The sequence below is a fragment of the Nocardia sp. NBC_00511 genome (assembly GCF_045161165.1).
In the GTDB taxonomy this organism is placed as follows: Bacteria; Actinomycetota; Actinomycetes; order Mycobacteriales; family Mycobacteriaceae; genus Nocardia.
The window spans coordinates 3,440,528-3,461,918 of the sequence record NZ_CP107849.1 but is presented as its reverse complement, the minus strand read 5'-3'; the positions used below and the strand labels follow the sequence as shown (position 1 = coordinate 3,461,918).

19 protein-coding genes are annotated in these 21,391 nt (G+C 68.0%); 16 read left to right on the top strand and 3 right to left on the bottom strand.

What is annotated here, in order from left to right; genetic code table 11:
• Nucleotides 1-11: 11 nt before the first annotated feature.
• From OG300_RS16425 to OG300_RS16360, 14 genes are all read left to right on the top strand, one after another.
• Entirely contained in the window at nucleotides 12-1,067 is a 1,056-nt protein-coding gene (locus OG300_RS16425; protein ID WP_405496812.1) for an ABC transporter permease, read from the top strand.
• Complete coding sequence (locus OG300_RS16420; protein WP_405496810.1) at nucleotides 1,064-1,861, top strand: ATP-binding cassette domain-containing protein; 798 nt, start codon at nucleotides 1,064-1,066, stop codon at nucleotides 1,859-1,861. The genes OG300_RS16425 and OG300_RS16420 overlap by 4 nt, the downstream gene beginning before the upstream one ends.
• Entirely contained in the window at nucleotides 1,858-2,826 is a 969-nt protein-coding gene (gene iolC / locus OG300_RS16415) for a 5-dehydro-2-deoxygluconokinase (RefSeq protein WP_405496808.1), read from the top strand. Before OG300_RS16420 ends, iolC begins: the two co-directional genes overlap by 4 nt.
• A complete protein-coding gene (locus OG300_RS16410; RefSeq protein ID WP_405496806.1) occupies nucleotides 2,817-3,713 on the top strand; it encodes an aldolase in 897 nt (298 codons plus the stop codon). Before iolC ends, OG300_RS16410 begins: the two co-directional genes overlap by 10 nt.
• Before the next feature lie 145 nt (nucleotides 3,714-3,858).
• Nucleotides 3,859-4,749 (top strand): 5-deoxy-glucuronate isomerase, encoded by an 891-nt coding sequence (gene iolB, locus OG300_RS16405; protein ID WP_405496804.1) that lies wholly within the window; start codon nucleotides 3,859-3,861, stop codon nucleotides 4,747-4,749.
• Nucleotides 4,746-6,590, top strand: a complete 1,845-nt coding sequence (gene iolD, locus OG300_RS16400) for a 3D-(3,5/4)-trihydroxycyclohexane-1,2-dione acylhydrolase (decyclizing) (RefSeq protein ID WP_405496802.1) — start codon at nucleotides 4,746-4,748, stop codon at nucleotides 6,588-6,590. Before iolB ends, iolD begins: the two co-directional genes overlap by 4 nt.
• A 95-nt stretch (nucleotides 6,591-6,685) precedes the next feature.
• On the top strand, nucleotides 6,686-8,257 hold the full coding sequence (locus OG300_RS16395; RefSeq protein WP_405496800.1) for a hypothetical protein: 1,572 nt from the start codon (nucleotides 6,686-6,688) through the stop codon (nucleotides 8,255-8,257).
• Nucleotides 8,258-8,464: 207 nt separating this feature from the next.
• Entirely contained in the window at nucleotides 8,465-10,438 is a 1,974-nt protein-coding gene (locus tag OG300_RS16390; RefSeq protein ID WP_405496798.1) for an MFS transporter, read from the top strand.
• A gap of 24 nt (nucleotides 10,439-10,462) precedes the next feature.
• Entirely contained in the window at nucleotides 10,463-11,383 is a 921-nt protein-coding gene (locus OG300_RS16385; protein WP_405496796.1) for a winged helix-turn-helix transcriptional regulator, read from the top strand.
• 66 nt (nucleotides 11,384-11,449) lie between these two features.
• A complete protein-coding gene (locus tag OG300_RS16380) occupies nucleotides 11,450-12,907 on the top strand; it encodes a carotenoid oxygenase family protein (protein ID WP_405496794.1) in 1,458 nt (485 codons plus the stop codon).
• A 14-nt stretch (nucleotides 12,908-12,921) separates the two neighbouring features.
• The gene (locus OG300_RS16375) at nucleotides 12,922-13,983 is read left to right on the top strand and encodes an LLM class F420-dependent oxidoreductase (RefSeq protein ID WP_405496792.1); all 1,062 of its coding nucleotides are present in this window, start codon (nucleotides 12,922-12,924) and stop codon (nucleotides 13,981-13,983) included.
• Nucleotides 13,984-14,049: 66 nt separating this feature from the next.
• On the top strand, nucleotides 14,050-15,234 hold the full coding sequence (locus OG300_RS16370; protein WP_405496790.1) for a thiolase family protein: 1,185 nt from the start codon (nucleotides 14,050-14,052) through the stop codon (nucleotides 15,232-15,234).
• A gap of 23 nt (nucleotides 15,235-15,257) precedes the next feature.
• Nucleotides 15,258-16,985 carry a class I adenylate-forming enzyme family protein gene (locus tag OG300_RS16365; protein ID WP_405496788.1) on the top strand — a complete coding sequence of 576 codons (1,728 nt, stop codon included), beginning with the start codon at nucleotides 15,258-15,260 and terminating at the stop codon, nucleotides 16,983-16,985.
• A 12-nt stretch (nucleotides 16,986-16,997) separates the two neighbouring features.
• Nucleotides 16,998-18,221: an acetyl-CoA acetyltransferase gene (locus OG300_RS16360; RefSeq protein ID WP_405496786.1), complete on the top strand. Its 1,224-nt coding sequence runs from the start codon at nucleotides 16,998-17,000 to the stop codon at nucleotides 18,219-18,221.
• A gap of 3 nt (nucleotides 18,222-18,224) precedes the next feature.
• Here the strand turns inward: OG300_RS16360 and OG300_RS16355 are convergent, their stop codons facing one another.
• Nucleotides 18,225-18,686, bottom strand: a complete 462-nt coding sequence (locus OG300_RS16355) for an ester cyclase (RefSeq protein WP_405496784.1) — start codon at nucleotides 18,684-18,686, stop codon at nucleotides 18,225-18,227.
• Between the two features lie 101 nt (nucleotides 18,687-18,787).
• Between OG300_RS16355 and OG300_RS16350 the strand changes: the two genes are divergently transcribed.
• Nucleotides 18,788-19,444 carry a TetR/AcrR family transcriptional regulator C-terminal domain-containing protein gene (locus tag OG300_RS16350; RefSeq protein ID WP_405496782.1) on the top strand — a complete coding sequence of 219 codons (657 nt, stop codon included), beginning with the start codon at nucleotides 18,788-18,790 and terminating at the stop codon, nucleotides 19,442-19,444.
• A 50-nt stretch (nucleotides 19,445-19,494) separates the two neighbouring features.
• On the opposite strand, the gene OG300_RS16345 is transcribed toward OG300_RS16350, so the two are convergent.
• Nucleotides 19,495-19,926, bottom strand: coding sequence for a MarR family winged helix-turn-helix transcriptional regulator (locus OG300_RS16345; RefSeq protein ID WP_405496780.1), 432 nt, complete (start codon nucleotides 19,924-19,926; stop codon nucleotides 19,495-19,497).
• Nucleotides 19,927-20,021: 95 nt separating this feature from the next.
• On the opposite strand from OG300_RS16345, the gene OG300_RS16340 reads away from it, so the two are divergent.
• Nucleotides 20,022-20,441, top strand: a complete 420-nt coding sequence (locus OG300_RS16340) for a heme-binding protein (protein WP_405496778.1) — start codon at nucleotides 20,022-20,024, stop codon at nucleotides 20,439-20,441.
• An 86-nt stretch (nucleotides 20,442-20,527) separates the two neighbouring features.
• Here OG300_RS16340 and OG300_RS16335 read toward each other — a convergent pair whose 3' ends face one another.
• Nucleotides 20,528-21,229, bottom strand: a complete 702-nt coding sequence (locus OG300_RS16335; RefSeq protein WP_405496776.1) for a DUF4232 domain-containing protein — start codon at nucleotides 21,227-21,229, stop codon at nucleotides 20,528-20,530.
• Nucleotides 21,230-21,391 lie beyond the last annotated feature (162 nt).

The window sequence follows — 21,391 nt, the reverse complement described above, 5'->3', positions numbered from 1 at the left end:
GAGTGAGTGACATGGCAACTGTGACAACGACTTCCGAGCCGAACCCGCCGGTGACCCCGCCGGATCGGCTGGCGATCCTGAACCGCCTCATCGTGCGCCCGGAGATGGGTGCGCTGCTCGGGGCGCTGGTGGTGTTCCTGTTCTTCTGGATCATCACCGACAAATTCCTTTCGCCGCTGGGGGTTTCGACCTGGCTGGACGACGCCTCGACGCTCGGGATCATGGCGGTGGCGGTGGCCCTGCTGATGATCGGCGGCGAGTTCGATCTCTCGGCCGGTGTCATGACCGCCTCCACCGCGCTGATCACCGGGCTGCTGGCGGTGCACGCGGGCTGGAATGTGTGGCTGGCGCTGGCGGTTTCGCTGATCTTCGCGCTGGCCGTGGGTGCGCTCAACGGCTGGGTGGTGATGCGAACCGGGCTGCCGAGCTTCATTGTCACGCTCGGCACGTTCCTGGCGCTACAGGGTCTGAACCTCGGTGTCACGCGGTGGGTGACCGGGACCGTGCAGATCTCCGGAGTGCGCAGTGCACCCGGATATCAGTCGGCGGGTTGGGTTTTCGCCTCCACCACCAATCTGGGCGACGCCCGCATCCAGGCATCGGTGGTGTGGTGGATCGTGGTGACCGCGATCGCCGCCGTGGTGCTGATGCGGACGCGGCTCGGCAACTGGATCTTCGCGGTGGGCGGTTCGCTGCCGACCGCGCGCGCGGTGGGTGTGCCCGCCATGCGCACCAAGATCCTGCTGTTCATGACCACCGCGTTCGCGGGCTGGATCGTCGGCGCGTGCAATCTGCTGCGGTTCTCGAGTGTGCAGGCCAACCAGGGTGTGGGACTGGAGTTCCAGTACATCATCGCGGCGGTGGTGGGCGGCTGCCTGCTGACCGGCGGGTTCGGCTCGGTGGTGGGTGCGGCGATCGGTGCGCTCATCTTCGGCATGGCCCGGCAGGGAATCGTGTTCGCGCGCTGGGACAGTGACTGGTTCAACCTGTTCCTGGGTGTGCTGCTGCTGTCGGCGGTGCTGGTCAACAACGCGTTCAAGAAGCGGGCGGAAAGGGTTCACCGATGACCGAGACGACCGGTGCGGCTACGGTGCCGCTGATCGAAACAGCGGGCATCGGCAAGAGTTACGGCGGCGTGGTGGCATTGCGCGACGTGTCCACGGTGGTGCGGGCGGGCGAGGTGACCTGCGTGCTCGGCGACAACGGGGCGGGCAAGTCGACCTTGATCAAGATCCTCGCCGGGGTGCATCAGCACGACAGCGGAGAGCTGCGACTCGATGGCGAGGCGGTGCGATTGTCCTCGCCGCGTGAGGCTTTGGATCGCGGTATCGCCACCGTGTACCAGGATCTCGCGGTGGTCCCGCTGATGAGTGTCTGGCGCAATTTCGTGCTCGGCTCCGAACCCACCAGGGGTCCGCTGCGATTGCTCGATCGCAAGCAGGCCCACGACATCACGCGAAAAGCGCTGGTGGACATGGGGATCGAGATCAGTGATCTGGAGCAGCCGGTGGGCACGCTGTCGGGTGGTCAGCGGCAGTGCGTGGCGATCGCGCGCGCGGTGCACTACGGGGCGAAGGTGCTGATCCTCGACGAACCGACCGCCGCGCTGGGCGTCAAGCAGGCGGGTGTGGTGCTGCGCTATGTGGTCCAAGCCCGTGACCGCGGCCTCGGCGTCGTGCTCATCACCCACAATCCGCATCACGCGTACCCGGTCGGTGACCGCTTCCTGCTGTTGAAGCGGGGCGCGCAGCTGGGCAGCTACGAGAAGTCCGAGATCGACCTGCCGGAGCTGACCCGTCAAATGGCGGGCGGGGCCGAACTCGAAGCCCTGCAACACGAATTGGAGAGAGTGCAGCCGTGACGCGACCAGAGGCGAGCAGCACCCGGCCGGGGTCGCTGGAGGTGTTGACGATCGGCCGGGTGGGCGTGGACCTGTACCCCGAGCAGAGCGGTGTACCGCTGGCGGAGGTGTCGACCTTCGCGAAATTCCTGGGCGGGACGGCCACCAATGTGTCGGTGGCCGCGGCCCGGCTGGGGCGACGCAGCGCGATCCTCACCAAGGTCGGACCGGACGGGTTCGGCGACTTCGTGCGCACAGCGCTGGAGGGATTCGAGGTGTCGGCCGAATTCGTCGGCACCGCACAGCATTTACAGACGCCGGTGGTGTTCTGCGAACTGAATCCGCCCGCTGATCCGCCGCTGCTGTTCTTTCGGGCGCCCATCGCACCGGATCTCACGCTGACCGCCGATGAGATCCCCTGGGATGTCATAGATTCCGTGCCGTTGCTGTGGGTGACCGGCACCGGTGTCAGCGCCGAACCCGGCCGCACCACTCAGCGAGCCATTCTGGACCGGCGGGCCCGGCGCGGTCACACCGTGCTGGATCTGGACTACCGCCCCATGTTCTGGCCGGACGAGGAGACCGCGCGCGCCGAGATCGGCTGGATGGTCGATCACGTGAATGTGGTGGTGGGCAACCGGACCGAGGTGCAGGTGGCCGTCGGCACCGCGGACCCGGACGAGGCCGCCGACCGGCTGCTCGCCCGCGGTGTGCGCCTGGCCGTGGTGAAACGCGGTGCCGAGGGCGTGCTCATCGCCACCGGGGCCGAACGCTGGACCGTCCCGCCGTGCCCCATCGAGGTGGTGTGTGGGCTGGGTGCGGGCGACGGGTTCGGTGGCGCGCTGGTGCACGGCCTGCTGTCCGGCTGGGACCCGCACCGGGTCGCCGCCTACGCCAATGCCGCCGGCGCGCTGGTCGCCTCCCGCCTGGCCTGCGCCGACGCCATGCCGACCGATGCCGAGATCGAGGAGATGCTGTGCACCTGACCGACGAGCGCTGGTACGACCTACTGCGCACCCGAGCCACCGACCCGGAGGCCGTCCGCCGCGCCTACGCCGACCGCCGTCGCCGCCCGAACCTGCTGTCGCAGACCGGAACCCTGTTCCTGGTCGCCGCCGATCACCCGGCCCGAGGCGCGCTCGGGGTCGGCGCGGACCGCACCGCCATGGCCGACCGCCGCACACTGCTGGAACGGTTGCTGCTGGCGCTGTCCAACCCGGCGGTCGACGGGGTGCTGGGCTCACCCGACATCGTGGAGGAGCTGCTGCTCCTGGACGCGGTACACGACAAGATCGTCATCGGGTCGATGAACCGGGGCGGTCTGGCGGGCGCGGACTGGGAGATCGACGACCGCTTCACCGGCTACGACGCCGAATCGCTGGTCAAGTACCGCCTCGACGGCGGCAAAATGCTGCTGCGCCTGGTGGATTCGGATCCCGGCACCATCCCGACCCTGGAAGCCTGCGCCCGTGCCGTCTCGGAGCTGGCCGAACACGGGCTGATGGCCATGGTCGAACCCCTCCCGTACGCCCGCGACGAGGACGGCGCACTCGCCATGCACCGGGACGCCGCCTCCCTGCAACGGGCCATCACCGTCGCCTCCGGCCTTGGCGTCACCTCCGCTCACACCTGGTTGAAAATCCCAGCCCCGGAAGATGTCTCGGTCCTGGACGCCACCACCCTGCCCGTCCTGATCCTCGGCGGTGCCCCCTCCGGCGACCCCGAAGCCGACCTCGCCTCCTGGGGCGGAGCCCTCCGCCACGACGTGGCCCGTGGGTTGGTCGTCGGCCGCAGCCTGCTGTATCCGCCGGACGGTGATGTGGTCGGCGCGGTGACGGCCGCCGCACGAGTACTCGAGGCGGCAGCCAGATGAGGGGAAGACTGCTCGGCGCGGATGGCGTCGGTGCCCACGGTGATTGCCGCCCAGCACTTTTCGCTGAGCCGACCGGAATGTTGAGTAGTGCGAGATCCATTGCTGCCCTGCGGGTTCTTCCATTGACGGATGCGGAGGCGGCCGCATGAAGGGACTGCACAGGCCGCACGGGACCCTGTCGGACGCTGGGGATCCCGTGCTGTTGCTGCCCGAAGATGCGGTGTGGACGTACACGGGGCTGCGGGTATTGCGGTTGGCGGCGGGGGAGCGGCGGGTGATCGAGACGGGCGAGTTCGAGGCGTTCGTATTGCCGTTGGCGGGGTCCTGCACGGTGCGGGTGGACGGGGGGACGTTCGAACTTGCCGGGCGGGCTTCGGTTTTCGCGCGAGTGACGGACTTCGCGTATGTGCCACGTGACGCCGAGGTGGAGATCTCGACCGTCGGCGGTATCGAAGTGGCATTGCCGATGGCGCGTTGCGAGCGGCGACTCACGCCGAAATATGGCCCGGCCGAAGAGGTTCCGGTCGAGGTGCGCGGGGCGGGGCAGGCGACGCGGCAGGTCACCAATTTCGGAGCCCCCGGAGTGTGGGAGCACGCGGACAAATTGAATGTGTGCGAGCTGCTGACGCCGGACGGGAACTGGTCGTCGTATCCGCCGCACAAGCACGACGAGGCCAGTGCGTGCGAGGTGGTGAACGAGGAGATCTACTACTTCCGGATCGCCGCACGTGACGGAATCAACACCGGCAGTGAAGGGTTCGGCATGCACCGGACCTACACTGCGGACGGGTCGATCGACGAGAACGTCGCGGTCCGGGACGGGGATGTGTTCCTGGTGCCGCGCGGGTATCACGGTCCCTGCATCGCCGCGCCCGGCTACTCCATGTACTACCTGAATGTGCTGGCCGGTCCGGGCCCCGAGCGCTCGATGGCCTTCTGCGACGACCCTGCCCACTCCTGGGTGCGGTCGGCGTGGGCCGATGAGCCCCTGGACCCGCGGTGCCCGCTCACCTCCCACGAAGGACGGCTCGCATGAAGCTCACCACCGCGCAAGCCCTGGTGGCCTGGCTGATCGCCCAGCGGTCGGCGACCCTGGACGGGCGTGAAGTCCCTTTGTTCCCTGCGGTTTTCGGGATCTTCGGGCACGGCAATGTGCTCGGGCTCGGCACCGCACTGGCAGAACGCCGCGAGGCGATTCCCCTGTGGCGCGGGCACACCGAGCAGGGGATGGCCCTCGCGGCGGTCGGGCTGGCGAAGGCGGCGCAGCGGCGGCAGGTGGGGGTCGCGACCTCGTCCATCGGGCCCGGTGCGTTGAACATGGTGACGGCCGCCGGTGTGGCACACGCGAATCGGCTGCCATTGCTGCTGCTGCCGGGTGACACCTTCACCAGCCGGGCGCCTGATCCGGTGTTGCAGCAGGTCGAGCACTTCGGCGATCCGACCGTCACCGTCAATGACGCCTTCCGTCCGGTCAGCCGCTACTTCGATCGGATCACCCGGCCCGAACAGCTGATCGCGACGCTGCCCCAGGTGGCACGCGTCCTCACCGATTCCGCCGACGCCGGTCCGGTCACCCTCGCCCTGCCGCAGGACGTGCAGGTCGAGACCTTCGACTTCCCGGACGCACTGTTCGACGTGGTCGTCCATCACGTCCCACGTCCGCGCCCGGACCGGCGCGCGGTCGCCGCGGCGGCCACCGCACTACGACTGGCGAAGCGTCCCCTGCTCGTGCTCGGTGGCGGAGTCCGCTACTCGGGTGCGGGCCCGCGAGCGCTGGATTTCGCTCAGCGGCACGGCATTCCGGTCACCGAGACCACGGCGGGACGCACGCTGGTCCCACACGATCACTCGCTGTACGCCGGTCCGCTCGGCATCACCGGCGCGACATCGGCGAACACCCTGGCCCGGGAAGCGGATGTGGTGCTGGCCGTCGGCACCCGGCTACAGGACTTCACCACCGCCTCCTGGACGGTGTTCGCACCGGAAGTGCGTCTGGTGCACATCAATTCGGCCCGCTTCGACGCGGTCAAGCACGGTGCGCTCGCGGTCACCGGCGACGCCGACGCCGCGCTGCACGATCTCGAACCGGAAATGCGGGATTGGCGCGTCGACTCGGACTGGACGGCTCGCGCCGCCACGGTTCGCGCGGACTGGGACGCCCACATCGACACACTGCGTGCCCCCACCGCGGGCGCACCCAGCTATGCCCAGGTCGTCGGCGTGGTCAACGACCTGTCCGGCCCCAGCGACTACGTGATGACCGCATCCGGTGGCATGCCCGGAGAACTCGTCGGCGGCTGGCGTGCCGGTGGCGGCGAACCCACCATGGACGTCGAATACGGCTTCTCCTGCATGGGATACGAGCTCGCGGGCGCCTGGGGTGCGGCGATGGCGCATTCGGACGGTCTGGTCACCACCATGCTCGGCGACGGTTCGTACCTCATGCTCAACTCCGAACTGTTCTCCGCCGCCTTCGCCGGACACCCCCTCGTCGCCGTGGTCTGCGACAACGACGGCTACGCGGTCATCGCGCGGCTTCAGGAGGGACAGGGCGGCACCCCGTTCAACAACTTCTACGCCGATTGCCGCACCAACCACAGTGATCCGCCCCGCGTCGACTTCGCCCAGCACGCTCGCGCGCTGGGCTGCGCGGTCTTCACCGCGGACGAGATCGGCGAATTCCGCGATGCCTACGCCCGCGCCCGCACCGCCGCCACCGTCGAGCGAAGGCCCGCCGTGGTAGTCGTCCGCACCCGGCCCAACGCCTGGACCGAGGCGGGCGCGTGGTGGGAAGTGGGTGTGCCGCAGCACCTCTCGGGCCGCACCGAATTCGACCGGGTGAAGCCGACCCAACTCCGGTACAGTCGAGCCCGCTGATCGCCTTCGCCGTAGCGAAGATCGCGTATTCGGGCATACCACCGGATGGTCGACCCGCACCCGCGATTTATGGCAGACTCAGCGCAAATGTTGTCGTGAAGGCCCGTGCGCCCGTTGATTCGGGTGATCGCGCGGGCCTGATGTACGGGAGTTTGAAGGTCGCAATGGATCTCAGCGCCATCGAGCGCCAGGTGGCTGCGGATCGCGCGGCCGCGCGAGACCGTTCGGCCGAAACCGAGCTGGCGCTGGCCACCTCACTCTGCGTGCTCGCCCGCGCTCTGATCGCCACCAAAACCGACGGCTCGCAGCGTGATCACTCGCACTCCGCGCTGGAACCCGCGCAGGAGGCCGTGCTCATCCGGCTGCGCTGGCTCGCCGCCGGTCATGTGACCGCGGTGTTCGCCGCCGAGGTGCAGGAGGCGCTGCGGCTGTTCGAACTCGCCGCCCGCACCATCGGCCACCGCGAACTGGCCACCTCCACCATCCGCAACGCCTGCCAGGCCTATCGCCATGTGGCCAGCACCTATCCGCTGGCCGCGGGTGCGTCGGCGGACGCGCTGTCGAAATGCAGCGTGTGGCTGTGCCGCCTGGATCCGAAGGCCGCCGTCGCCGCCGGTGAGGACGCGGTCCGTATCCGGGCCGGCCTGTTCGCCGCCGAACCAGAGCAGGCCAACCGGTACCTTTCGAGCCTCAACACCCTGCTGCGCACGCTCATGGTCGGCCGTCAGCGCAAGCAGGCGCTGTCGATGTACCGCGACTGCTACGCCTCGGTCACCTCGCCCACCATGACGCAGCGACTACGCGAAATCCGGGTCGAGGACATCGGATTCACCAGTAAGACCGTGACCGCGCTGCACAAACTCGAATGCGCCACCCTCGAACGCGCGGGGTATCTGACCCAGCAGCAGATCCTCTACCAGAGTGCCGGTGACCTCGCGACCATCGAAGAGGTGAACTGGCAGCTGGCGCTGGTCGGCCTGAAACCGCTTGCCGCGGGCGCACTCCCGGACCAGCCGTCCAAGCCCGTCGACATCAGCACCTCGTTCGGTGCGCTGGCGGTGCGCTGCTCCTCCCGCAATGCCGTCACCCTGGTGCGCGCCGCCATCCTCGCCGCGTACACCGCCGACGGCGCGCAGGCCGTGCCCGCCTCCGCCTACCTCGGCGTCGAGGAAAAGCATTGGAGCACACCCGAACCCGAGGCCAACGTGACCGAACGCCTGGGTGAGGACGTGGTCCTCATCGAGAAGGTGTCCGAACACTGGGTGTCGGTCAAGAGCCTGAACTGGGAGGTGGCCCCCGTCGGCCGTCATCCGCTCGCGCTGCGCCTGTCGCAGGAGTGGCCCGCGGTCACCGTGACCACCACCGAGCAGATGTCCTACGAGCTGTGCTGGTACGAGGGCGGCGCGGCCACCCAGTACGCTGCGCTCGGCCTGCCCGCCGCCCAGACCCCGCTCGAAAAGCCGCTCGCACCACTGGATTTCAAGGCGCTCTCGGACTACGGCGCCGACTACGCCTCCGAGACCCAGGTGCGATCCGCCTTCGGCAACACCACCATGTTCACCAAGCTGACCTGCCTGCCCGGCAGCGGTATCCGGCAATCCGCGGAAGCGGCCCCGCTGGCCTCGCACGGCCAGAACATTCTGTATTTCCGTAGCGCCACCGAATAGTTTCGCGGCGCTCCCGGTCGCGAGCGGAGAAAACACACCCTCCGCCGCGGCCCGGTTCATGCTGCCCGGGGTTAGCTAGAAGCAATTTCGGCAACAGTGATTCAAGTCACTCATAAACCGCTACCCTGTGATCACCCGGCTGATCGTGTTGCGTCCCTATGGGTCTTCCGGTCACGCGAAACGCCGTGGAGAGAAAGGCGTTCCGTTATGAGTACTACCCCGACCGCTGTCCCACCGGGGGTGGAGTTCCCACCGCCGACGCTGGTCACGGGGCTGTGGCAGCGCAAACTGCCGCACTATCCGGAAACCCCGGCCCGCTCCTGGTATCTGTTCCTGGTCGTCATCACCTCGGTGGGGCTCTACTATCAGCTTTTCGTCTCGGGCGCGGTGGGCAATCAGCTGATCGCGTACTTCGGCCTCAGCTTCCGATACTTCGTCGGCATCTTCATCGTCGGCGCGGCCTTCGGCGCCGTGGCCTCGGTGGTGACGGGCCTGCTGGATCGGTGGGGGCGAGCCAATATCGTCGCCTACGGCACGGTGGTCTGCTCGCTGCTGACCCTGTTCGCGCAGCCCGCGACCACCACCAAAGAGTCCTACCTCGCCGTCTACTGCCTGATCAGCATTGTGGAGGGCGCCGTCCTGGTGGCCACGCCCGCGCTGGTGCGCGACTTCTCGCCGCAGCTGGATCGGGCCTCGGCCATGGGCTTCTGGACCATGGGCCCGGTGCTCGGCGCGCTGGTGACCACCGAGATCGCCACCCACACCCTCGACTCGCACGCGGACTGGCAGTACCAGTACCGGCTGTGCGGCGTGATCAGCCTGATCATCTCGGTGATCGGCGTGATCGGATTGCGGGAGTTGAGTCCGGCCCTGCGCGATCAGGTGATGGTGTCGCTGCGGGACCGGGCGCTGGTCGAGGCGCGCGCCCGCGGCCTGGATGTGGCTGCGCTGCAACGTGGCGAGTGGGGCCAGATGATGCGCCTCGATATCGTCGGTTCGGCGGTGGCCATCTCGATCTTCCTGGCCTTCTTCTACACGATCGTGTCGTTCCTGCCGGTCTACATGGCCACGAACTTCGGGTTCTCCTCGGCACAGGGGAACTCGCTGGGCAACTGGTATTGGATCGCGAGCGCGTTCGCACTGGTGCTGACCGGCATCGTGTCGGACAAGCTGAAGGTGCGCAAGCCGTTCATGATCTTCGGCGGCATCATCAGCATCATCGGCGTCGCGGTGTTCCTCGGCTACACCGATCAGCCCGGCACCGACTACTACACCTTCGCGGTGGTGCTCAGCTTCATCGCGATCGGTTCCGGCATCGCGTATTCCACCTGGATGGCGAGCTTCACCGAAACCGTTGAGAAGCGGAATCCGGCGGCCACCGCCATCGGGCTCGCGGTGTGGGGCGGCGTGCTGCGCACGGTCGTCACCTTCGTGCTGCTCGGCATGGTGTTCGTGGTGAACGCCACCGGCACACTGGTCAACTACGGGCCTCGGTTGCAGACCATCAACGCCAAGTACCACACCGAGATCGCGACCATTCAGACCGTCGGTGCGGACACGCTCGCGGCGCTGGGCAAGAACCCGAATGACCTTGCGGCGCAGACCGATGCGATGGTCAAGCTGACCGGTGACAAGGCCGCGGACGTGCAGACCGCACTGACCGTGAACGCGAAGTATCCGGATGAACTGGCGACCTTGCAGGCCATCGATCCCACCGTGCTGGTCAAGCTGCTGACCAACCCGGCCGATCAGGCCTCGGGGGCGGCAGCGGTCGCGCAGGTCGCGCAGAAGTTCAAGATTCCGCCGGATCAGGCCATCGCCCGGATCACGGCCGCGCAGAAGGTGCCGGTCGATCAGTTGGCCGTCGTCTCGCAGATCGGTCCCGGTCTGACCGCGGCCAGCGCACAGCTCAAAGCGGTGAGCGCGATCCCGGCCGACGATCTGGCCTTCCTGTCCGCGCACGGCACCGACGTGCAGAAGGCGCAGGTCGATTCGCCCAAGCAGTGGAAGACCTGGTGGTGGATCTGCCTGGTCGCCCAGATTCTGTTCCTGCCGTTCGTGTTCATCATGGCCGGACACTGGAGCCCGAAGAAGGCGGCGGAGGAGGCGGCCGAGCACGACGCGGCCGTGCAGCGTGAGCTGGCATCGCTGAGCGACAGCGAGCCTGCGAACCAGGATTGATCGCCAGACAGTACAGTTGTTGAAGTGACGAATTCGGTGGCCGCGACCTTCGATCTGCTCGGTGATCGACTGACGCTGACGATCCTGCGGCACGCCTTCGTCGACCACGCGCGACGGTTCACCCAGTGGGCCGAGCGCACCGGGGCGCCGCCCGCCGTGCTCACCGCACGGCTGGCGGCGCTCGTCGATTCCGGGGTCCTCGAGCGGGCCGACGGGCCTGAATACCGGCTCACCGAGCGCGGACTGGGGACCTGGGAGATTCTGGTCTGCGTGTGGTCCTGGCAGCGGGAATGGACCGCCGAGTGGGCGGTGCTGCCGGAGTTCCTGCACACCGGCTGCGGTCATCGCGGGCCGCCGGTGCTGATGTGCCGGGGGTGCGGGCGCGATGTGACCACGCACGACACCGAGGTCGAGCTGGATCCGGATGCGCTGTGGCAGTTGACCTCCGGACGCAGGCGCTCGGGGCGCACCGGGGTGCCGGCCGGTGGCGACGCGCGATTCGACGAGATCATGGAGGCCATCGGGGATCGGTGGAGCGCGGCGGTGACCGGGCTCGCGCTGGCCGGGGTGCGGCGCTTCTCGGATTTCCGTGCGGCCCTGGACATGTCGCCGACCACGCTCACCGAACGGCTGACCCGGCTGGTCGAGGCGGGGGTGCTGGAGCGATCCGGCGACGGTTCTCGGGACTACCGGCTGACGCCGCGCGGGCGGGCGCTGTTCGGGGTGTTCGCTTTTCTGCTGGCGTGGTCTGCGCACGCGCATCCGGACGCGCCGGAACCGGGATTGCGCATCCGGCACAAGGAATGTGGTGCGGTGCTGGTCCCGGCGCTGCGGTGCCGGGGTTGCGATGCAGTGCTCGGGCGGCGGGACGTGCGCTTCGAACCGTCCGGTGGTGCCCGTAAGGCGGCCCCGGGCGGCCTGTCGGCTCTTGACAGCTTCCATTGAGACGCGTATCACTTCATTAACTGTAGTGAATTTTCCGGGTGTCACCCCGGTCGCCGGAGGCTTCTCATGCCGCTCAACGAAGAACTCATCGCGCCCGCTGCCGAGGCGCTGACCAATCCGTATCTGGAGGGCCCCTACGCGCCGATCGCGCAGGAGACCACCGCCACGAATCTGCCTGTGCTGCAAGGTGAATTGCCCGTCGATCTGGACGGCGTCTACGTGCGCAACGGGCCGAATCCGCAATTCGCGCCGATGGGTCGCTATCACTGGTTCGACGGTGACGGCATGCTGCACGCCGTCCACTTCGAGGACGGGCGCGCCACCTATCGAAACCGGTTCGTGCGCACCGCCGAATTCGATGCCGAACAGGCCGCCGGAACCGCGCTGTGGCGCGGCGTGATCGAACCCTGGGACGGCAATCCGGCCGGCGACCGCCGCGAACGCAACTCCGCCAACACCGATCTGATCTACCACCACGGCAACCTGCTCGCCCTCTGGTACCGGGCGGGCAAGCCGTACGCGATCGACCCGGTCAGCCTCGAGACCCGCGGCGTGGACACCTTCAACGGCACCCTGTGCGGCGAGGTTTCGGCGCACGCCAAGGTGGACGAGCGCACCGAGGAACTGCTGTTCTTCGACTACGGCATCAACGCGCCCTACCTGCGCTACGGCGTGGCCGATCCGACCGGCACGGTCACCCACTTCACCGGTCTGGAACTGCCCGGACCGCGCCTGCCGCACGACATGGCCATCACCGACAATCACGCGATCCTGATGGATCTGCCGCTCTACAACGATCCGCGCGCGGCCGCAGCCGGACGCTTCAAGATCTTCTTCGATCGCACGCTGCCCAGCCGCTTCGCCGTGCTGCCGCGTTACGGCGAAGGGACGCAGGCGAAGTGGTTCGAGGCCGAGCCCGGGTACATCTATCACACCGTCAACTCCTGGGAGGACGGCGACGAGATCGTCCTGGTGGTGTGCCGGGTCACCGAACCCAGTCCGGTGTCGGACCGTGCGCATCCGCTCGCGCAGCTGCTGGCGTACCTGCGGCCGGAGGCGAAGCTGTACCGGTATCGGTTCAACCTGCGCACCGGCGTCACCATCGAGGAGCCGATGGACGACGTGAACACCGAATTCCCGGCCATCGACCAGGGACTCACCGGGCGGCGGGGTCGCTATTCGTATCAGATGCGACTCTCGGTCGATCGGACGATGATCTTCGACGCCGTCATCAAGTACGACATCCTCACCGGCGCAAAGGAAACCGCGCCCTTCGGAGACGGGATCTTCGGCTCCGAGCTGGCGGTCGTGCCGCGCGCCGGTGCGGCCGAGGACGATGCCTGGTTGACCATGTTCGCCCACAACAACCACACCGGACTCGGTGAGGTGTGGATCTTCGACGCGGCGAACCTGACGGCCGGGCCGGTGTGCCGCCTGGGCCTGCCGGTCCGGGTGCCGCTCGGCTTCCACGCTACCTGGGTGAGCGGGGACCGCATGCGGGCCGCCGCCCGCCCGGTCGAGTGAAAAGGGCTGCCCCCGTGCCCTTTTCGCACCTCAGTGTGAGCCTGCCGTACTGGCAGAACCGCGACCCGCTCGATGCGCTTGCGGTGGCGGAGTCCGCCGACCGGCTCGGCTACCACCGCCTGTGGGTCGGCGAGATGGCCACCTTCGACGCCTTCTCGGTGGCCACCGCCATCGGCCGCGACTCCGGCCGAATTCCCCTGTGCCTGGGGCCATTGGCGGTCGACGTCCGCACACCGGCCAATATCGCCATGGGCGCGGCCAGTGTCGCGGCACTGACCGGCCGCCGGGTCGATGTCGCGCTCGGGACCTCGAGCACCGTCGTCGTTCGCGACTGGCACGGTCGCCGAAGACTGCGCACCGCAAGGCATCTGGAGGAGACGACGCACATCGTGCGCGCGCTTCTCGCCGGCGACAAGGTCGAATACGAGGGCCAGCTCGAGCGGGTCCGAGGATTTCGGCTGCGGTTACCGGCCTTGCGGATGCCCGATCAGACCGGTGCGGGTGGTGAGATCGTGGTGGCCGCGTTCGGTGACCGAGCCCTCGAGGTCGCGGCGCGCTGCGCCGACCGCGTGGTGCTCAACCTGGTGACCCCGGCTCAGGTAGCCCGATGTGTCAGTGCCATAGCGGAATTCGCGAGGGCTGCCGATCGCCCGGCGCCGCCGGTATCCGTGTGGGTGACGGCCGCCGCCGATCCGACGCCCGATCTGTACGCGACCGTTCGCCAGGCCGTCGTCGGGTATCTACGAGCGCCTGGCTACGACGCCATGTTCACCGAGGCGGGTTTCGGCGAGACAGTCGCCCTCGCCCATTCGGGTGCGCACCCTCGGGAAATCCTCGCCGCCATTCCTGATGAACTGCCCGCCACCGTGGGCATGTTCGGCGACGCCGCCACCCTGGCCGCCCGGCTGTCCAACTATCGCGACGCGGGCGCGAACGAAATAGTGCTGGTCCCAGCGACTTCCGCCGAGGACCCCGCCGGTGAGCACACCCTGTCGACCATCGCCGAACTCGCCATCCGGCGGCGGACGCAATCCCATGTCGGCGGTCCGGCATCCGACGGCGAAGGCCGGGGGTGAGGTCGGTGGCTCGACTGTTCGATACCGCGCGAACCCGTTGCGCGACAGCGAGAAAGGAGGCGGACGGTGAGTGACGCGTTCGTCTATGACGTGGTGCGGCTGCCTCGGGGGCGGGTACGGCGGGGTGGGGGAACGCTGGCGGAGGTGCCGCCGTACGAGCTGTTCGGGCAGCTGCTGAGTGCGCTGGAGGCTCGGTCGTGTCCGCCGGAGGTGGTGGACGACATCGTGGTGGGCGTGAGCACCGCGGTGGGGGAGCAGGGCGGGAATGTGGCTCGGGCCGCGGCACTGTGGGCGGGGTGGCCGGACTCGGTGCCCGGCGGAGTGGTGTCGCGGCTGTGCTGTTCCGGGCTCGACGCGGTGGAGAGCGGTGCCGCGCGGGTGGGAGCGGGGATGGCCGAGGTGGTGGTCGCCGGTGGGGTGGAGTCCATGTCGCGGGTGCCGATGCTCGCGGATCGGCCCGCCATCGCCGAGGACAACGATCTGGGCGAGCGGACCGGGTTCGTCACCATCGGAGTGTCGGCGGATCTGACGGCGGCCGAGTACGGATTCACCCGTGCACAGCTGGATGCCTATGCGGTGCAGTCGCACCGGAAGGCCACGGCGGCCGGGATTCCGGATTCGGTGATACCGGTGCGCAAGGGCGGCACGCTGCTGCTGGCCTCCGACGAGGGGGCGCGCGCCGACGCGACCGGGGCCGCGTTCGCGGCATTGCCGACCTTGTTCGGTTCGGATCCGTCATGGGAGCGGGTGGCACGGCGACTACCCGGCGCACCGCATCCGGTCGCCGGACTTCATACTCTTGCCACCGCACCACAACTCGCGGACGGGGCCTCGGCGGTACTGCTGGGCACCCACCGCGCCTCGCGGGTGCTGGGTCGTGCGCCGATCGCGCAGATCGTGGGTACCGCGCAGACGGCGGTGCGGTCGCCGCTGCTGACCGCGCCGGTGAGTGCGGCCCGGGTCGCGCTGCAACGGGCCGGGATCACGCCGGGTGATCTCGATGTGGTGGAGGTGAACGAATCCTTCGCTGTCACACCGCTGCTGCTGACGCGGGAGCTCGGCCTCGATCCGGTGCGGGTGAATCCCTCCGGTGGTGCGCTGGCGGTCGGGCATCCGCTGGGCGCGAGCGGCGGCATTCTCATCGCCCAGGCCCTCGACGCGCTGCGGCGCGCCGACGGCGAACACGCGCTGGTGACCATTCCGGCCGCGCTCGGGCTGGGTTCGGCCCTGGTGCTGCGCCGCATGTCCTGACCAACTAGCTCCCAGGGGATCCGATGGCCGAATCAGCCACCTCCGCAAGCACTTCCACTGTCCGTCCCGATGTCTCCACCTGTCATCCCGAAGACACCGTGCGCGAGTATCTGGCGCGCGGGTGGTGGGATGCCGAGACCATTCCCGAGTTGTTCCGCCGCCGTGTCATCGAGACGCCGGACGCGCCCGCGGTCACCGATCCGGCCAACCTGACCGCTCTCACCGGGGCGGATCCGCGCACCGCGACATGGCGTGAGCTCGACGATCTGGTCGTCGATATCGCTGCGGCATTGTTGGACAACGGAATTCGGCAGGGCACCACTGTCGCCGTGCAACTTCCCAACACCGTCGTGTTGACGGCGGTGTACCTGGCGCTGTGGCGGCTGGGCGCGGTGGCGACGCCCATGCCGGTGTCGTATCGGCGGCACGAACTGTCGGGGATCGTGGCCGTCACCGCGGCGGCGGCGATCATCACCGTCGGTGCGCTGGGCGATCGGGAGTTGGCGGCCGAAGCGCTGACTGTCGCCGGGGAGGGCTGTGCGGTCTTCGCTTTCGCGCCCGGGGTGCCGGACGGTGCGATCCCGCTCGGGGACCCGGTCGAGTCCGTGTCGCGAGAACGGTTGCGCGACTACGAATCCGGGCTCACGGTGACCGTCAACGACCGGGTCACGATCTGCTGGACCAGCGGAACCGAGGCCGCGCCCAAGGGCATTCCGCGCTGTCACGGCGACTGGCTGGCCGTCGCCGAGGGCGTTCAGGACGGGCTCGGCATCACCTCGGAATCGGTGGTGCTCAACCCGTTTCCCATGGTCAACATGGCCGGGTTCGCGGGCTCGTTTTTGCCCTGGCTGATCGCGGGCGGTCACCTCGTACAGCATCATCCGCTGGATCTGCCGGTGTTCTTCGGGCAGATCGCGACGCATCGCGTCACCCACACCAGCATGCCGCCCGCGCTGCTGACCATGCTGCTGCACAACGAGACCCTGCGGGCGCAGGCCGACCTCTCCTCGCTGCGCACCGTCGGATCCGGAGGTGCGCCGCTGCCGCCGCCGGTGGTGCGGGGCTGGCAGGAGGAGCTGGGGATCTCGGTGCTCAACTTCTTCGGGTCCAACGAGGGCGTGAGCCTGCTCGGTGCGCCCGCCGACATTCCGGATCCGACTGTGCGCGCCCAGCATCTGCCGCACTACGGTGCGCCCGGCGTGCAGTGGACGACCCGGCTGGCCGCGCGCACGGCGGTGAAACTCGTGGACGTCACCACCGGGGAGACCGTGACCGAGGTCGGCGGTCGCGGTGAGCTGCGGATGCGCGGACCGGCTGTCTTCGCTGGCTATCTGCCCGGGACCGCCACTTCCGAGCCGTTCGACGACGACGGATTCCTGTGCAGCGGAGATGTTTTCGAGCTGCGCGGTGACGGCGGCCGCTATCTGCGGTTCGTCGACCGGGTCAAGGAGATCATCATCCGGGGCGGCATGAATATCGCGCCCGCCGAGATCGAGGGACTGCTGGCCGATCATCCGGGCATCGCGGATGTGGCGATCGTCGGCTATCCGGACGCGGTGCTCGGTGAGAAGTGCTGTGCCGTAGTCGTTCCCGCGCCGGGCGCCACCGTGACCCTCGCCGATGTGGTCGCGCATCTGCAATCGCGCGAGGTCGCCTCCTTCAAACTTCCGGAACGTCTCGAGCTCGTCGACGTCCTCCCGCGCAATCCGGTCGGCAAACTGCTGCGCCGTGAACTGCGCGCTCGTCTCTGAACAGGAGTTGTTGTGTCCGTACATATTCTGGGCGGCAGCCAGACCGACTTCGCCGTCAATTGGCATCGCGCCGGGCTGGAGTACGACGCGCTGATCCGCGCCGTGCTCGAGGAGACGCTGACGGCGGCCCGCGTCGATGTCGCCGATATCGGGGTCATCCACGTGGGCAATGCCTTCGGTCAATTGTTCACCGGGCAAGGACATCTCGGCGGCATGCCCGCGACGGTGCTGCCCGAACTCTGGGGTGTGCCCGCCAGCCGCCACGAGGCCGCGTGCGCTTCCGGCAGCATGGCCGCGCTGGCCGCCATGGCCGACCTGGAATCCGGGCGATACGACTGCGCGCTGGTGCTCGGGGCCGAGCTGGAGAAGACGGTCCCGGGGGATCAGGCCGCCGCCTACATGGGCGCCGCGGCCTGGGCGGGGCACGAGGCGATCGGTACCGACCTGGTATGGCCGACCCAATTCGCCGAGATCGCCGCGGAATACGATCGCCGCTACGGCCTCGACGCCACCCACCTGCGTGCCATCAGCGAACTCAATATCGGCAACGCTCGCGCCAATCCGCTGGCACAGACCCGGAATTGGCGATACACCGACGCCAGCTTCAGTGCCGATGACAGCGCAAATCCGCCGGTGGCGGGCGTGCTTCGCCGTCAGGATTGCAGTCAGATGACCGACGGGGCCGCCGCGGTGATCCTGGTGTCGGATCGATTCCTGGAGCGGCGCAGCGACTTTCGGCCCGAGCATCACGCGGTGATCGCCGGATGGGGTCACCGCACAGCCGGGCTCCCGCTCGCGGAGAAGTTCCGGGTCTCGGCCGCGGAACCCTATGTCTTCCCGCACGTCCGCAACGCGGTCCTGGATGCGCTGTCCCGCGCGGGTCTCGCCGATATCCATCAGCTGGACGGCGTCGAGGTGCACGACTGCTTCGCCATGTCGGAGTATCTGGCCATCGACCATCTCGGACTCACCGCTCCCGGGGAAAGCTGGAAGGCGGTGGAATCCGGGGAGATCGGCCGTGACGGCAGCCTGCCGATCAACCCCGGCGGTGGGCTGATCGGCATCGGCCATCCGGTCGGCGCGACCGGGGTGCGCATGCTGCTCGATGCATACAAGCAGGTCACCGGGCAGGCGGGGGAGTGCCAGCTGCCCGACGTGAACCGTTATGCCACAGTCAATATCGGCGGCAGCACCACCACCGTCGCGAGTTTCGTCGTCGAGGGTGCGCAACGCTGAATCTCAGTCCATCGTCGGCCAGTCCCAGCCCAGCTGCAAGAACATGCCCAAACGGTCGCTGACGGCGCGGATTTCGGTGATCAGGCCGTCGGTCAGGGTGAAGATCCAGATCTGCTCGACATCGCAGGTGCGGCCGGTGGGCTCCGGCATGCGGGCGTGCGCCCCGGTGTGCACGCCGATCACGCGCAGCCGGGCCACGATTCGGTCGCCCTCGCCGATCAGTTCCTGCACCAGCAGGCCGCTCTCGCCCTCGTCGGTCTTGCTGAAGGCGGCCAGCTGCTGGCGGAAGCCCTCGATCGCCGCGCCCGGTGCCTCCTCCTCACCGAAGATGATCTTGTTGTGGTCGATCACCTGCGGCGACAGGTAGGCGATCCAGGGGTTCTCGCCGGTCAGTCCGACGTTCAGCGCGTCGATGAACGCGGTGATGGTGGCCTTGTTGTCGGTGATGGTGGCGGTGGCGTTCATCGGTTTCTCCTGTCGTGCGAACTCTTACGACGTAAGAGTTCCTCGCTGTGCACTACTATGCACTTACGTCGTAAGAGTTGTCAACACAGGAGTGAAAACCGATGCCGCCCAAACGCACCAGAGCCGAGCGAGCAGGCCTTTCCCGCGATCAGATCCTCGACGCGGCCCTCACCATCGCCGACCGCGACGGCCTCGCCACCCTCTCCATGCGCAAACTCGGCGCGGAACTCGGCGTCGAGGCCATGACCCTCTACCACTACGTCCCGAACAAGGACGCCCTCCTCGACGGCATGGTCGAACGCGTCCTCTCCGCCGCCGACGCGGGCATGGCCGACGCCCCCTGGCCAGAGGCCCTCACCCTCTACGCCCGAGCCCTCCGCACCGCCCTACTCCGCCACCCGGGCACCCTCCCCGTGATAGCGACCCGGCCCGCGGTTACCCCCCGCACCCTCGAAACCGCCGAACGCGGCCTGACCCTGCTGTGCGCCGCCGGTTTCCCCCTCGGCCGAGCCCTGGATTCCCTGAACGCCCTGACTCTCTTCGTGATCGCCCACGCGACCGCCGAAGCGCGCATCACCCCGATCAACGAGGCGGGCGAAGCCGGTTCACCCGACTTCCTGAAAACCCTTGACCCCCAAGACTTCCCCTTGATAATCGAGGCCGCGCGAACGGGCTCGGGCGCCGACGACGAATCCCGCTTCGAATACGCGGTCGCCGCCCTGCTCACCGGCTTCGCCGCGGCGCGCGACGATATCTGAAGCGAGAAGCGCTATCTCGACCGTGCGAGCCGATAGTTCTCGAACCCGGTCTACTCGAGGATGCGGGTGAGCAGCTCGGTGAGTGTGTCGCGCTCACTGGCCGACAGGACACGCAGAATGTCGTGTTGCGCCGCGGTGAGTGCGGCGTCCAGCTCTTCGAGTCGTCGTCGCCCGGCGGCGGTCAGCGTGATCCGGTTGCGACGGCGGTCGCTGGGGTCCGGGCTGCGCGCGACGTGGCCCAGCGCTGTCAGCTCATTGAGCATCGTGTTCATGTCGCTCTGATCGATGCCGCACCGTTGCCCGATTCGCACCTGGCTGTCCGGGCCGAACTCGTCGAGCGCGGCGAGGATCGCGAAGTGATGGGCATGCCCATCGAAAGTAGCCATCGTTTCCGCAATGGTCCGATGTGCTCGCGCGGAAGCCTTGTTCATCAGCCAGCTCGGTTTGCTGCGCAGACGCTTCGGCGCTTCGCCCATCTCCATGCGCGCAGTCTAGCCAATCTCTTGGTGTGACCAATAAACCCTGTTATTCTGGGTCGGACCAAGCTTGGTCGAACCAAGAGATCGAAAGTAGAACGATGTCACTCACTTTGGACGAAGCTCGGGCGGTCAGCGACCGGGTCCGTGAACACGCCATCGGACTCGGCGCGACGGTCACCATCGCCATCGTCGACGACGGCGGGCACCTACAGGTTCTCGATCGCATGGACGACGCATCACCCATGTCGGCGCGTATCGCCCCGGCGAAAGCGACCAGCGTGGCGCTGTTTCGTCGCGACGACACCGACCTGATGAATCTGCAACAGGCGTTTCCCGCGGTGTTCGCACAGATAGTCGACGTAGCCGGAACGCCGATAGTGGCGGGCAAGGCCGCTCGGTTGATCCGGCGCGACGGGGTGGTCGTCGGTGCGATCGCAATCGCCGGCGGGACCCTCGAGCACGATGAAGCGTGCGTCGACGTCGGGGTCGGCGCGCTGTCGTCCCCCGTGTCGACTTAGTCGGTCGGGCCGACCTTTTCGAATACCGACTGGTCGCGAAGCGGGCTTTCGAGACGACGGCAGCGGTCGTCGTCTCGGTACGACACCTACATCGGGGTGACCGCGCGGACCACGAGCATGCGTTGAGGGCTGGGGCAGATGAGGTTGTCCCAGGGGAGCCACATGGATTCGGTGTTGTCGGGCGGGTAGACGCGCAGGGTGTTGGTGCGCACGGCGGCGCAGTCGTTGACCTGCTTGGGGTAGGTGATGAACTCGAATTGTGCTGCGGCACCGGGGGTGAGGGTGACGGGGGTGGGTTTGGGTGCCTGTGGGCCCTGGTCGCGCTCGGCGGGTTCGCCGACGGGGTCGCCGGTGGGGCCGTTGGTCTGGGAGACGCCGGGGAAGCCCTGGATTATGCAGGTTCGGCTGCTCTTGTTGATGAAGCGGAGGAACCAGTCTCCGCCGACGGGGCCGCCGACGCCCTTGTCCAGGACGATTTGCCCGGTGACGCACTTCGGGATCGGGGTGTCCGCGACGGTGGTCGGGTCGGCGACGGTGCCGCCGCTGGCCGGGGCGGTGGTGGGGGCGTTGCCGCCGGGATCGCCGTTGCCCGGGGCGCTGCCGCTACCGTTTCCACTGTCGGGGCTACCGGGTTGGGTGGGCTGGCCGGATTGTGTTGGGGGCTGCGAAGTTTGGCCGCCCGCGCTGGTGGTGGGCACGACTACCGGGGTGGAGTTCGGGTCGCACGCGGTGGCGCTGAGCGCGACGCCTGCCGCGCAGGCGGCGACGAGTAGTGACTTGATACGCATGAGATCCCCTCGGGTTCGGCATTGCAACGGTTCGTATGCAAGCCTCACATCGAGTGCGCACAACCCCCGTTACGGATCAGCGTGAGCAAGAATTTGCGTAATCGCCTGTATATCAACAGAGTTCGCGACGAAGGTGTCCGAAACATGCAGTTCCGGGCACCT

Bases quoted from the DNA above. Each gene is read 5' to 3' on its own strand.
- OG300_RS16425 (WP_405496812.1), top strand. From the start codon at position 12: ATGGCAACTGTGACAACGACTTCCGAGCCGAACCCGCCGGTGACCCCG.
- OG300_RS16420 (WP_405496810.1), top strand. From the start codon at position 1,064: ATGACCGAGACGACCGGTGCGGCTACGGTGCCGCTGATCGAAACAGCG.
- iolB (WP_405496804.1), top strand. From the start codon at position 3,859: ATGAAGGGACTGCACAGGCCGCACGGGACCCTGTCGGACGCTGGGGAT.
- iolD (WP_405496802.1), top strand. From the start codon at position 4,746: ATGAAGCTCACCACCGCGCAAGCCCTGGTGGCCTGGCTGATCGCCCAG.
- OG300_RS16390 (WP_405496798.1), top strand. From the start codon at position 8,465: ATGAGTACTACCCCGACCGCTGTCCCACCGGGGGTGGAGTTCCCACCG.
- OG300_RS16380 (WP_405496794.1), top strand. From the start codon at position 11,450: ATGCCGCTCAACGAAGAACTCATCGCGCCCGCTGCCGAGGCGCTGACC.
- OG300_RS16365 (WP_405496788.1), top strand. From the start codon at position 15,258: ATGGCCGAATCAGCCACCTCCGCAAGCACTTCCACTGTCCGTCCCGAT.
- OG300_RS16355 (WP_405496784.1), bottom strand. From the start codon at position 18,686: ATGAACGCCACCGCCACCATCACCGACAACAAGGCCACCATCACCGCG.
- OG300_RS16350 (WP_405496782.1), top strand. From the start codon at position 18,788: ATGCCGCCCAAACGCACCAGAGCCGAGCGAGCAGGCCTTTCCCGCGAT.
- OG300_RS16345 (WP_405496780.1), bottom strand. From the start codon at position 19,926: ATGGAGATGGGCGAAGCGCCGAAGCGTCTGCGCAGCAAACCGAGCTGG.
- OG300_RS16340 (WP_405496778.1), top strand. From the start codon at position 20,022: ATGTCACTCACTTTGGACGAAGCTCGGGCGGTCAGCGACCGGGTCCGT.
- OG300_RS16335 (WP_405496776.1), bottom strand. From the start codon at position 21,229: ATGCGTATCAAGTCACTACTCGTCGCCGCCTGCGCGGCAGGCGTCGCG.